Here is a 13,500-nt window from a genome sequence, read left to right on the forward strand (position 1 = left end):
TGCTCTTTTGTACTGGCATTAAACTTCTGCTAAAAAACGTCCTACCTGCCTACCACTAAATATACAGCCACCAACAAACGTTCCTTCTAAAGCGCGGTAGCCATGAACACCACCGCCTCCGAAGCCGCTTACTTCCCCAGCAGCAAATAGTCCTGAAATAGGCTGACCATCCATCCCTAACACTGCCCCATTTAAGTTTGTTTGTAAGCCACCTAAGGTTTTTCTTGTTAAAATATTTAATCGTACCGCAATTAAAGGCCAATTTTTAGTGTCTAAAATTTTATGTGGCTTAGCAACACGTACTAGCTTATCCCCAATATAATTTCTAGCACCGTGAATGGCGTTCACCTGTAAATCTTTTGTAAACTTATTATCCATTTCTCGATCCCTTGCTAAAATTTGCTCTTTAATTTTCATGAAATCGAGTAAATCATTGCCTGCTAGTTTATTCATTCCATCTACTAGTTCTCTTAAATCATTTGCAATCACAAAATCCTCACCATGGTTTTTAAAGGCTTGGATTGGAGCAGGTGGTCCGGGCATGATTCTTTTTAAAACATCACCAATGCTTTTGTTTGTTAAATCAGGATTTTGTTCCGAGCCAGATAGAGCAAATTCTTTTTCAATAATTTTTTCCGTTAAAATAAACCAAGAATAGTCATAGCCTGTTTTTTGAATCGTTTCTAGTGTACTGAGTGTATCGAATCCAGGGAAATTAGGCGCATGAAATCGGTTACCTTCTGCATCAAACCATAAGGAGGAGGGGCCTGGCAAAATTCGTATTCCATGATTAGGCCAAATCGGATCCCAATTTTTTAATCCTTCTGTGTAATGCCACATACGATCACGATTCACAATACGACCTCCTGCATGCTCTGTAATTTCCAGCATTCTTCCATCTACATATGCAGGGACACCACATACCATATTTTTAGGAGGGGTCCCTAATCGTTCAGGCCAATTTTTTCTCACTAAATCGAAATTCGCCCCGATACCCCCACTTGCCACAATAACGGCTGCAGCCTCATAAGAAAATTCTCCGACTCCTAATCTTGAGCTTTTTTCCCCTCGACTAATAAAGGTTTCTGCTAGTATTGTTCCACTTATCCCCATAATCCTTCCGTCTTGCTGAATAAATTCATCCACACGATGTCGTGGTTTAAATTCAATATAGCCTTCTTTTATGGCCTTTTTGACTTTATCCACAAATGGCTTAACAATGCCTGGACCTGTTCCCCATACAATATGAAACCTCGGCACTGAATTTCCATGTCCACCAGCAAGAGAACCACCCCGTTCTGCCCAGCCAACAATAGGAAAAAATTTAATCCCCTTTGACTTCAACCAATCATATTTTTCACCCGCAGCAAAATCGACATAGGCCCTCGCCCATTTATATGCCCAGGAATCCTCATCTTCTAAACGATCAAAGCCTGCTGTCCCTAACCAGTCCTGCCATGCCAACTCCTTACTATCCTTAATGCCGAGTCTTCTTTGTTCAGGAGAATTTACTAAAAATATGCCACCAAAAGACCAAAATGCCTGTCCCCCTAATGAATTTTCAGGCTCTTGATCTACTAGAAGTATTTTTTTCTTTGCATCGACTAACTCGCAGGCTGCCACTAAGCCTGCCAGTCCGGCACCAACTATTGCAACATCGTATTTCATTACTACACCCCCAAATCAATCATCCTTAATTTAAATTCTTCTTTCATAGTCTATTTACCTTCTAAAAATCAAAGTTTTGTCTAAAATGTGACAAGATAAAATGTTCGTTTTCTTTCATGAAGCAAACTAGTTCTAACATAGAACAATTAATTAATACCATTTAATTGCCATATAATATTTTCGCTATAAACTTCATGGAACCTTGATACAATCAGTCTTTTTAAATATCGTTAACGCTTTCATTGTACACCCCTAAAAGACGAATATTATTAAACGATAATACATAAAATATTCGTGTATTGGTATTTTTCAGACTTTTGAAGTCAATGTTTTTTTAGTTTTTTAGAAATATCGTTGACAAAGGTGAACAATAGGGATTATGATGTTAACAAATTTAATCATAAAAAATATAACGACGGAGACACACTAGTCGAAAGAAAATCCAAAGAGAGCTGATGGTTGGTGCAAATCAGTGATTTCTACGATAATAGTTCCACTCCTGAATAGTTAAGCTGAACCATCTAAGTAAGCTTATCCGTCTCATGCACGTTACGCATATTGCTAAGACTGCAAGAATAAGTTTTTCTAGCAGTGATTAAGGGTGGTACCGCGAACCAAATTTATACAGCCTTTCGCCCCTTACAACACAATAACTGTGTTTGTAAGGCGTGAAAGGCTTTTTATATTGCTTTCGATTCGGAAAGGAGATTGTTTGCATGCTGTAAGAAGTTAGAATTTTACAAATTTCAGACTATCGTAGATAAAACCACAATTAACATTTATTAAAAAGGAGCTAATTATAATGATTACTGCCACAAAAACAATTAACGTATTTATCGCTGACCCACTAAGTGAGGATGGGATTTTTCCATTACGCCAGGAACAAGATTTAGATTTAAACATTATCGTAGACACTGGCCTAGCACCAGAAGAATTAATCGCTAAAATTGCAGATGTAGACGTGTTACTTGTTCGTTCACAAACTACTGTGACACGTGAAGTAATTGAAGCGGCAAAAAGCTTAAAGTTAATTGGTCGTGCTGGTGTAGGTGTCGATAATATTGACCTTGCTGCTGCCACTGAGCATGGTATTATCGTTGTTAATGCTCCAGATGGTAACACAAACTCAGCTGCTGAGCATACAGTCGCCATGATGACATCACTTGCACGTCACATTCCACAAGCTTTTAATACATTAAAAAATGGGAAATGGGACCGTAAATCTTATGTTGGAGTAGAGCTAAAAAACAAAACTTTAGGTGTTGTAGGCTTTGGCCGAATCGGTGTTGAAGTAGCTTATCGTGCAAAAGGTCAACGTATGAATGTTATGGCATATGATCCTTTCCTAACTGATGAGCGTGCAAAAGAATTAGGTGTCACAAAGGCGACAGTGGAAGAAATTTGTCAAGCAGCCGATTTCATTACTGTACACACACCACTTCTTCCTGAAACACGTAATCTTATTAATAAAGAAAAGTTTGCGATGATGAAAGATGGCGTACGTATCATTAACTGTGCACGTGGCGGTATTATTAATGAGGACGATTTGTATGATGCTATTGTAGCTGGTAAAGTAGCAGGTGCTGCACTGGATGTATTCGTATCTGAACCAGCGACAGACCATAAGCTGCTTACTTTGCCTCAAGTAATTGCAACACCTCATTTAGGTGCATCTACGATTGAAGCACAAGAGTCTGTAGCTGTTGATGTATCAAATGACATTATTAAATTTTATAAAACAGGTACTGTAACAAATCCAGTGAATATGCCATCTATTCCGAAAGAGCTTCTGGCACAAGTTGAGCCTTTCTTTGAATTAGCGGAAAAACTTGGTTCATTCTTATCACAAGTAACAACAGAGCCTGTAAAAGAAATCAACTTATCTTATGCTGGAGATGTAGCAAACTATGATGTCCGCCCATTAACATCAAATGCATTAAAAGGTTTATTAGCTAAAAATCACGGTAATCATGTGAATGATGTCAATGCTCGCTACCTGTCTGAGCGTATTGGCATGAAAATTATCGAACATAAAACGACAACGGCTAAGGGCTTTACAAGCTTAATTACGATTGAAATTATTACTGCAAATGAAACACATACCGTAGCTGGTACATTATTAAATGGCTTAGGTGCTCGTATCGTCAAAGTAGAGGACTATGTTGTAGACGTTATTCCACAAGGTCATCTTCTATATATTAAAAACACTGACAAACCAGGTGCAATTGGTCGTGTAGCCACTAAACTTGCAGAAAAGGAAATCAATATCGCCACTATGCAAGTAGGTCGTGCCCAAGTTGGTGGGACAGCGGTTATGATGTTAACGATAGATAATGTTGTAACAGATGAAGATTTAGCATTTGTGGCACAGCTTGAAAATATTGATGAAGTAAAAGCTATTAATTTATAATAAGCAAAACGAAAAGCAGGGAGTTTTTACTCTCTGCTTTTTTAAATACTCTTTAAAGGGTAAGCTAGTGAGCATCATGATATTGGTGATAGCTTTTCCATTCATATGCTTAGCATAAAATATAAAGTATTCCAAACAAAAAAATGTACTGCATCCATGAAGGAGCAGTACATTTCTTTAAAGTTTTTCCACTAGTTGTAATAAGTCTGTCAAAGAGACTATCTCATACGTAGGTGTCACAGCTCCATTGGCCCTATTATTTTCGCGATTAATCCATACGTTTCGCATCCCTACACGAGAGGAGCCTAAAATATCAGTATTGAGATTATCGCCAACCATAATTGCCTCATCTGCTGTAATGCCTACACTTTCCATTACATGCTCAAAAATAGAAGCGTCAGGCTTACCTTTTCCAAAGTCTCCTGAGATAATAATATGATCAAAGTACGGAGTTATTTCTGGCGTAATTTTCAGCTTTAAATTTTGCAAACTAGGTGCGCCATTAGTAAGTAAAACAAGCTTGTACTTCCCTTTCAATTCGTCTAACACAGGAAATGTATCTTCATATAAAAATGGGGAGGCCTTACGCTCAGCTACAAAGCGTTCTCCTAGTTCTGCTCCGAATTTTTCATCCTCTATACCAAGAGCAGCTAAACCTTTTGTCCATGCTGCCGCACGATAGCCCGGAACAAGTCCCTTCATTGTTTGGAAAGATTCAGTCGGGTCATCAAAAGTTCCCCATAGTCCTTCGAAAGGATTAATGCCAATTAATACGGTATAGTCGTATGTTTCATAGCCTTCGTATAACGCACGAGCCTCTTGACGAACTGCTTCCTCTAGCTCAGTAGAATTCACATTATGTATCGTAGCAGCATAGTCACATGTTTTTTCAAAAGCAGTTTTTACTGATTTTTTATCCCATAGTAATGTATCATCTAGATCAAAAATAATAGTGTTTATCGACATTTTATCCGTCCGCTCCTAGCTTTTGATTAATACTATTATTTTAGCATATTTTCAAAATATTTAGGATAACAAATTATGTCCAATTCCCCTTAAATTCCATCCGTCTACAGGACTTTTCTGATTCAAAATAAAAACAAGCTGTGGATAACTTCCTCACAGCTTGTCATCTATTATTTATTGATGTTTATGACGTAAACGGTCCATTAAATTCTGGATATCGGCTTTTTTTTGTTCTGTTTCTTCCCTTAAAATATCAATATGGTAAATGCCATCTATTTCTTCTATCTGTACACGATCCCCAACAACGACAGGCTTATTCATAGCTGACTGTAAAATAATAATTTGTTCTTCTTCCTCAGGATACTTTAAAAAAACAGCATAACCGTCTTCCATACGATCTAAAGTATATTTAGTCGAGCTCACTAACAAGTTCCCCTTTCTCATTCCGTAATTGCGCAGCATCTCCATCGTTTAGCCATATCTGTTTAGTAGTCCATTTTAAATAATTATCCCCTTCACGAGCATTAGCCCCACTAGTAACATACACGATTTTACCAGGCTGTAATGATAGATTAGGAAAATTAAAAACTTGATTTCCTTCCAGAGAAATAAGCTGCCAATTGTTTAACGAAACAGCTTGTTGACCATTATTTTTAATGCCTACAATTTCTGTTACTAAATCTTTGCTGACGATCTCAACAGCTGTGGTAGGTAAAACAGTGGATGGAGTTTTTGGAGCTACCGCTCTGGAAGCTTCCTTTCCATTCACCGTGTAGTTTACCCCATCTGTTGCCACCATAATCGTTCCTGATTCAGCAGTAGCATAGATGTTACTGCCCATTGCTTGCAATCGATCCACTACTTCTGCATGAGGATGTCCATATTTATTATCTTCACCATAGCTTAATATAGTGACTTCTGGCTTCACTGCACGAATGAATTCTTTTGAGCTACTTGTATTAGAACCATGATGTCCTGCCTTCAGAATAGTAGCTGTCACATCATTTTGCATCATTTCTTTTTCTAATGCTATGCCCGCATCCCCCGTTAATAAAAAGGATACGTTGCCATAAACTACTTTTAAAACAATCGAAGCATCATTATTATCCGTTGCATGTTCATTTGCATTTAAAACCTTCACCGTTACATCCTTATCAAATTCAATAAGGTCCCCTGTTTTCGGCACATAATAAGGTATATTTTTTTCATCAATCGCCATCAGCATTTCTTCAAAAGTTTGAGAGGTATGTACTTTGCCCGAATCATAAAATTGCTCAATAGGGATTGCCTGTAACACTGGAATGAGCCCACCTATATGGTCAGCATCGGGATGTGTTGCCACTACCCGATCAAGTTTGTTCACACCAAGTTCGTTTAAATAAGAAACTACCTGCTGTCCTGCCCCTTTCACACCACCGTCTATAAGCATTGTTTTCCCATTCGGCGATTCAATTAATATGGAATCTCCTTGTCCCACATCAATAAAATGAACTCGCATCTCATGGCCAGCCGTTACAGGCACTTGCTCTGTCTTAACTGCTTCTGTACAGCCTGCTAATAAAAAAATACAAAGGAGTACTACTATTAATTTTTTCATGTGACTAACTTCCTTTCTATCTTCCTATTATACAAAAAAGAGAGCTTACCATGGGCAGCTCTCCCTGTACTTTAAACAAATATCCACCATAAAACCATTGTAATTATGATTGTAACAATGCCTTGTAATAATGTTGCAACCGTTTGTGCCTTATAGGCTTGAGTTACTTCCATTCCACTATACTGTGTAATTACCCAGAAGAAACTGTCGTTTACATGACTAACCGTCATTGCACCAGCTCCAATGGCCATTACTACTAATGCTAACGGGACAGCTCCCTCAACGCCAAGTGTCACGAGCATTGGTGCAACTAGAGTAGACGTAATAACAAGCGCTGTCGTTGAAGATCCTTGGGCAGTTTTTAAGGCAGCAGCTACTAAAAACGGCACTAGCAGGAATAAAGTACCTGACGCAAACATCCCCAAATCCATTTCCTGTAGCATTTCTCCAACACCAGCATTTTTAATAACGGTCCCAAATGAACCGCCCGCTCCTGTAATAAGTAAAATGGGAGCGGCTTCTTTTAAACTCTCTCCAATCCAACCCGTTAAGGTCGTTTCACTAATTTCAGGTAATAATAAAAAGGCAGCAGCCACCCCTAAAAATAAAGCTACCGTTGGTGAACCTAAGAACTTAAAGATCGTATTGAATGTTGATTCGGGATCCCCTACTAACGATGCTATCGAACCAAGTCCAATTAAGACAATTGGGAGGACGATTGGTAAAAAGGCTTTAAAGGTTGAAGGCATTTTGCCAAAGGATTTAATGACTTCCTCATAGTCTAATGCCTCTACATCATCTTCAGGTACTCGAATTTTGGTTGCAACTTTCACGGACCACATATAGCCTACAAATGTAGCCGGTATAGCTACTAATAAACCAATGACAATAACTGTCCCTAAATAATCAGCCGCCCCAATATTTCCTGCTGCTGCGATGGGACCTGGTGTGGGTGGGACTAATACATGTGTCGCAAATAAACCCGTCGCTAAAGCTACTGCCATTGATGCAATCGTTACGTTAGCCCGTTTAGCTAATGATTTTTGCAAACTCGATAAAATAATAAAACCCGAATCACAAAACACTGGGATGGATACGATGTAACCAATTAAGGACATCGCAAGTTGTGGACGTTTTGGGCCGACGATTCGTAAAACTACTTCTGCCATTCGATAGGCAGCGCCTGATTTCTCTAATATTAAACCTATAATAGTTCCAGCGATAATCACTAAGCCAATGCTCGTCATTAAACCACCGAAACCAGTGTTAATACTTTCTACCACTGTTAATAATGGCATTCCTGAAGCAATTCCGACGAAGAAGGCACTCATTAATAATGCCAGAAATGGGTGTAGCTTTAATTTGGCCGTGCCCAATACAACAAACAATACCCCGATTAAAATAATAATGAACAACATCTAGTCAGCCCCCTTTTGTATGTAAAGCTCAAAGATTCTCTTAGTTTTTAACCGAATAAAACGAGCGGGTTCTTGCATTGCCTGCTGAGTAGTAATCTCCTCATCTACTAATGTTTCTACAACGCTAAAATACTTTTGAAGTGCAGGCTTAGCCGTACTATCAATGTCTCCCGATAATAAAGCTGCATCTATATGTGCTAGCGCTGCGGCTTTCGCAACCCCTAATGGAGCCTTACCATGTAATGTTTGGAGATCCGATTTCCCTTCTCCCGTTATTACTAACTGTGCGGCTGCTAAATGATCCTGTAACTGGACAGCATCTATGACGATATCAATTCCTGCATGAAATGTCCCTTTTAAAAATGCGATTAACGCGCCTCCCAATCCTCCTGCCGCTCCCGCTCCTTGATAATCATGCAATCGAATAGAAAATTGTTGTTCCACGATATCTGCAAAATGCTTTAAACAGTTATCAAAATGCTTGACTTGATCGTCCCGCACACCTTTTTGAGGACCAAATATAGCTGTTGCCCCTCGTTCACCAATGAATGGATTATCCACATCACAGGCAATGGTAAATATCGCTTCTGTTAATCTAGCATCCAGTCCACTTACATCGATTGCAGTTAACTTCAGTAGACTTGAAATTCCATCTTCTAAATCTGAGCCATCTTCCTTTATGAATCGCACACCTAATGCCTTGAGCATGCCAATCCCTGCATCATTTGTGGCACTTCCACCTATACCGATAATAAATTTTCTAAAGCCTCGGTCGAGAGCAGCCTTAATTAATTGGCCAGTACCATACGTTGTAGCAAATTCAGGATTTTTTTCATTGTCTTGTAGCAGCATGATGCCAGATGCCTGAGCCATTTCAATCACACATGTTTCTTTATCACCCAAAACACCATATTGTGCCTGTATATCTCTTCCTATTGGATCTAATACATCCACTGAAAAATATTGACCATTCGTAGAGGCAATAAGCGAATCAAGTGTCCCTTCCCCACCATCTGCAATTGGTAGAATTATAGTTTCTATTGATGGATCTGCATCCAGAATTCCTTTCTGCATGGACCTCGCTACTTCAACTGCTGACAGAGTACCCTTGAAGGAATCTGGACTAATAATGATTTTCATAAAATACCTCCACTTATGTCGTCCATTGATATTTACGTAAATTTTAAATCCCTAAGTTAAGCGCTTACAAATTATTATAATGACAATAAATTCAGAAAACATTATAATAAATGTACAATTTATCTGTGCTATAACAGACTGTTTTTTATCCGAGGTGTATAAACATGTTGACAAAAAAATTAGCAGAAGATATCGTACATCAAACAATGTTGCGCTTACGTCACAATATTAATGTCATTAGCCCTACTGGTGTTATTTTAGCCTCTGGAGACAAGATGAGAGTGGAGGATATTCACGAAGGTGCGGTTTATGTAGCACAAACAAAAAATACGTTGATTATTAATGAAGACAATATAGAGTTGTATCCCAATACAAAGCCTGGCATTAATATGCCTATTATGTATCAGGATGAAGTAGTAGGTGTGATTGGTATTACTGGAGATTCAGAAGACATGCTTGAAATCGCCAATCTTGTTCAATTAACGACAGAGATCATGACACATCAAGCACTCGTTGAGTCTAAAAGCGAGTGGCAACGGAAGAATAATGACTACATATTCGAGGCACTCGTTCATGGAAGTAAGCTGGATGCTACGTTAAATAAACGAATTCAGAAATTACCCTTCTCACTAATAGCACCCTTCCAAGTTATTTTAGTGAGTTTACATGAAACATCTTATTTAGAAAATACGATACCCTTCTTTTTTGAGGATTTATTTTATAGACAGCCCATTTTAGCTGGACATAGCCAATTACAGGAGTATTATATACTGCTAACCCATTGTCAGGAACAAAGCCGTCAATCTATCATAAAAGCTCTCAGAAAGAAAAAACAAAAACTACCTTCCTTACAAATTGGTATTGGTCCAGTTGTCCAGCAACTTTCACTACTTCCCTATAGCTATCAGGGAGCTAGGACAGCACTCGAATTCGCTAACGTCCATAACGAGATTACCTTTTTTGAGGATGTAGAGTTATTTTCTCTTTTTAAACATCGTGAATCAGAGGAGGTACAAGCTTTTCATCACCGAATCCTTAAAAATATCAATGCAAAACAGCTGGAAACATTACAATCGTTTTTTGATTGTAATTTACAGTTAAAGCTTTGTGCACAGCAACTAAACATTCATCGCCATACACTTACTTATCGATTAAATAAAATAAGAGAGTTAACTGGCTATGATCCACAATATTTTGAAGATGCAGTGATCTTGCAAATGGCTTGTACATTACGAACTCTATAAATAGTAAAGGCAATCTGAATCACTCAGATCGCCTTTATTTTATAGTTTGTATAGCTCATCTAACAACTCGATTTTTTTCCCAATAGCCTCTTCAAAGGTCATAATATATGCTGCAGGATCTTTTGGGTTGTGGAATTGCGTAATTTTTCCTGTTTCAGGATGAACAAATTTAGAAGATGCGCCACAACCAATCCCTAAAATTGTCTGTACCTCTTCCATGATCACAATATTATAAATACTCTCTTCACCTGCTTTACTATAGCCGACATTTTCGAGATTACCTAAAATATTTTTTTGGCGATATAAATAATATGGAACATAGTCATTTTCCTTTGTCCAATCTTGTGCCATTTGCATCATTTCAGCGACCGTATCACGATCCGCTACTTTATATTTATCTTTATTGCGAGTCATTTCAGATGCACGTTTAAATGATAATGTATGGACAGTTAATGATTCAGGCTGCATCTTAGCCGATTCCACTAACGAATGCTGAAATTCCTCAATACCTTCATTTGGTAAACCAATAATGAGGTCCATATTAATATTGTTCATACCGGATTCACGAGCTAGCCAAAATTTATCAATTGTTTCTTGAACTGTATGATGACGACCAATGGCCTTTAACGTTTCATCTGTATAAGATTGTGGATTTACACTAATACGATCAATTCCCCATTTTTTAAGCACTTCTAATTTTTCAGGTGTAATCGTATCTGGTCTTCCTGCTTCAACGGTAACCTCTCGAATTGTTTCAGGGTTCGGGAAGGATTCATACATCGTTTGATATAAGGCGTCCATTTCATCAGCTTCAATGGAAGTCGGTGTACCGCCCCCCCAATAAATAGAGGTGATTTTCATATTATTGTCCTTGAGCCATTTTCCCATTTCACGTAATTCAATATGCAAGCCATCTAAAAATGTATTTACACGACCTTGCTTACGATTACTTCCGATCGCATAGGCTGGGAATGTACAATAGGCACATTTCGTTGGGCAAAATGGAATGCCAATATATACACTAATCTCTTGCCCAATTTGATCAATATCTGGAATGGTTACTAATTGTCGTTCCACGATATCCTTTAAAAGTGCTACCTTCTCCTTAGACAGGCGAAAATCTCGAATTAATAACTCAGCAATTTCTTGATCCCCTTTTCCTTCTTTTCTAAACTTGTGATAGAGCTTAGTCGGACGGACTCCTGTTAGAATCCCCCATTGCTGATGTACCCCTGTATGCTGCTCAAGAACATCTAAGAATACATGGGATAATGCTCGTTTCATTCGAATATTGAGCTCACGACCTGTTGCAGCTGATTCGTATTGGATGCTGTAATCATTTGTATATTGTTGTCCATCTACAGTCAATATCGCTTTTGTAGCTATTGAAAAATTCTCTCCAACGTCGTACGTAAATGAAACCGACATATCAGCTTCCTCCGGCTCCACTCGCAGCTTGGAATCCTCAAAAAATAAATTCGCTATATGATTTAATACGCGAATCCAATCCTCAGGATATTTTTGATCTATGTGAATCATTTTCATATTGTTTCGCTCTCTTCTTTTCTTATTCCATATATATTGCAGATTTTAGTTTAACAAATTTCTATGACTATAAGCAAAGTAACAATAAGAAACATCAAGAAAACAGAATATTCAGTCTACATGTAGACAAACTATTTTTTTGTCATTATAATTTCTTACAAAAGGTGGTGTTGATAGTGTTTCTTTTAAAAAATAGTAATCGTCCATCCATCTCGAGCTTTATTCATCAAGTAGAAGTAGCATTTCACCATTTTGACTTAGCGCGATGTGATGAAAAAACATTATATGTCACCGTATTATTTAAATATAAAACATATAATGTGATCTGTGACTTTATCTACATCATTGACCAACAAGAAATGTACGGAGCTATTTCTATCAACAAGCACTACGAGAAAGCTAGGGCATTTGTTAAACAGCACTTCCAGCAATTTTTATTGTATTCAGATGAAATGATATTAGCTAAAAATTTTATGAGTACGGTTTCTTTCAAGCAATGCCTGCAGCAATTTGCCAAAAGATATCCTTCCAGAATAGTTTCTTAAAAAATAAAACTAGTATGCCACAAAAGTTGGCATACTAGTTTCAAATTTATTTCAAAAATTCTTCAATGAATTCAACAGGGACATAAGTTTTCGTGTCTTTCAACGTTGGTGCCACTGACAAAGTGCGTAATGATTTGTTATAACCAAACGTTTTATCTCCACGTGTGATTGTATAAGATCCATTGCCCTTTGTTAGGATAACCGTTTTACCTTTTGATTCTACTTTAAAGCCAAGCTTTTCTGCAATGCTACGTAATGGCACCATTGTTGTTTCTTCTACCATATAAAAATCTGTGGCGATAATTTTATTAATTTCCTCATCTACTGGATTCAAAGAACTTTCCGAATTGTCATCTAGAACAATCACTTTCGATGGTGTTGTTTGTGCTGGAATACTCTTAGTGGATGCTGTATAGAAAACAGCTAAATGCTTCTCTGCTAAATCTTTTGACGTTACTTTTTCACCTTTTGCATTAAGTAGTTCCGTTTCTTTACCAATATTTAATTTTAAAATATCATATGTGTTTGTTAAATCCTCAAAGAAATAATCCACTTCTACAAGCCCAACTTCTTTTGAATCTACAATGACAATCTCTGGATTGAATTGCGGTGGGTAGATATATTTTTGTGGTTGATTGGCAAAAGTGTATGCCTCTACTTTATCCCCTTCTTTAAGCTCTACTTTTTTACCCGTATTATCATACACAGGAGTATCTTTTGTAATTTCTAGTACATTTGTTTGCTCTCCGTCTTTAACAGTGTAATATGTAATGTCTTTAGCAACACGAACATCTTCAACTGTTCCATGTGTTTGATTGAAAATGTGTACTGGATCAATTTGGATTTGCGGAACTTCAACTTCATCCTTCTGCTCATTTGCCGAAGCAACAGGTATGACAACACTTCCCATTAATAATGCAGACAAAGCTGCTGGTGCTAATTTTTTCATATACATAACAATCTCTCC

Annotated in this window: 11 protein-coding genes and 1 other annotated feature; of the genes, 3 read left to right on the forward strand and 8 right to left on the reverse strand. The window is 37.7% G+C overall.

Annotated features, from left to right (window positions below; translation table 11 throughout):
* Positions 1-18: 18 nt before the first annotated feature.
* Entirely contained in the window at positions 19-1,668 is a 1,650-nt protein-coding gene (locus MKY80_RS19235) for an FAD-binding dehydrogenase (RefSeq protein WP_090003264.1), read from the reverse strand.
* Positions 1,669-2,071: 403 nt separating this feature from the next.
* Positions 2,072-2,311: a binding site (T-box leader), on the forward strand.
* A 159-nt stretch (positions 2,312-2,470) separates the two neighbouring features.
* On the opposite strand from MKY80_RS19235, the gene serA reads away from it, so the two are divergent.
* Positions 2,471-4,078, forward strand: coding sequence for a phosphoglycerate dehydrogenase (serA, locus tag MKY80_RS19240; RefSeq protein ID WP_008173368.1), 1,608 nt, complete (start codon positions 2,471-2,473; stop codon positions 4,076-4,078).
* 177 nt (positions 4,079-4,255) lie between these two features.
* On the opposite strand, the gene MKY80_RS19245 is transcribed toward serA, so the two are convergent.
* From MKY80_RS19245 to MKY80_RS19265, 5 genes are all read right to left on the reverse strand, one after another.
* Positions 4,256-5,044, reverse strand: a complete 789-nt coding sequence (locus MKY80_RS19245) for an HAD family hydrolase (protein WP_342530746.1) — start codon at positions 5,042-5,044, stop codon at positions 4,256-4,258.
* Positions 5,045-5,218: 174 nt separating this feature from the next.
* On the reverse strand, positions 5,219-5,467 hold the full coding sequence (locus MKY80_RS19250; RefSeq protein WP_043989579.1) for a DUF3006 domain-containing protein: 249 nt from the start codon (positions 5,465-5,467) through the stop codon (positions 5,219-5,221).
* Entirely contained in the window at positions 5,454-6,641 is a 1,188-nt protein-coding gene (locus MKY80_RS19255; protein WP_342530749.1) for an MBL fold metallo-hydrolase, read from the reverse strand. The genes MKY80_RS19250 and MKY80_RS19255 overlap by 14 nt, the downstream gene beginning before the upstream one ends.
* Positions 6,642-6,712: 71 nt before the next feature.
* Complete coding sequence (locus MKY80_RS19260) at positions 6,713-8,059, reverse strand: GntP family permease (protein ID WP_089987036.1); 1,347 nt, start codon at positions 8,057-8,059, stop codon at positions 6,713-6,715.
* Complete coding sequence (locus MKY80_RS19265; protein ID WP_089987037.1) at positions 8,060-9,199, reverse strand: glycerate kinase; 1,140 nt, start codon at positions 9,197-9,199, stop codon at positions 8,060-8,062.
* A 164-nt stretch (positions 9,200-9,363) separates the two neighbouring features.
* Between MKY80_RS19265 and MKY80_RS19270 the strand changes: the two genes are divergently transcribed.
* Entirely contained in the window at positions 9,364-10,443 is a 1,080-nt protein-coding gene (locus MKY80_RS19270) for a sugar diacid recognition domain-containing protein (RefSeq protein ID WP_008173377.1), read from the forward strand.
* 39 nt (positions 10,444-10,482) lie between these two features.
* Here the strand turns inward: MKY80_RS19270 and MKY80_RS19275 are convergent, their stop codons facing one another.
* Entirely contained in the window at positions 10,483-11,988 is a 1,506-nt protein-coding gene (locus MKY80_RS19275; RefSeq protein WP_008173379.1) for a coproporphyrinogen III oxidase, read from the reverse strand.
* Between the two features lie 176 nt (positions 11,989-12,164).
* Here MKY80_RS19275 and MKY80_RS19280 point away from each other — a divergent pair, with 176 nt between their 5' ends.
* Positions 12,165-12,533 carry a hypothetical protein gene (locus MKY80_RS19280; RefSeq protein ID WP_342530754.1) on the forward strand — a complete coding sequence of 123 codons (369 nt, stop codon included), beginning with the start codon at positions 12,165-12,167 and terminating at the stop codon, positions 12,531-12,533.
* 46 nt (positions 12,534-12,579) lie between these two features.
* Here the strand turns inward: MKY80_RS19280 and MKY80_RS19285 are convergent, their stop codons facing one another.
* A complete protein-coding gene (locus tag MKY80_RS19285; RefSeq protein WP_089987039.1) occupies positions 12,580-13,488 on the reverse strand; it encodes a copper amine oxidase N-terminal domain-containing protein in 909 nt (302 codons plus the stop codon).
* Positions 13,489-13,500: the final 12 nt, after the last annotated feature.

Origin of the sequence: Lysinibacillus sp. FSL R5-0849, from assembly GCF_038595075.1 — a bacterium.
Classification (GTDB): domain Bacteria; phylum Bacillota; class Bacilli; order Bacillales_A; family Planococcaceae; genus Lysinibacillus; species Lysinibacillus fusiformis.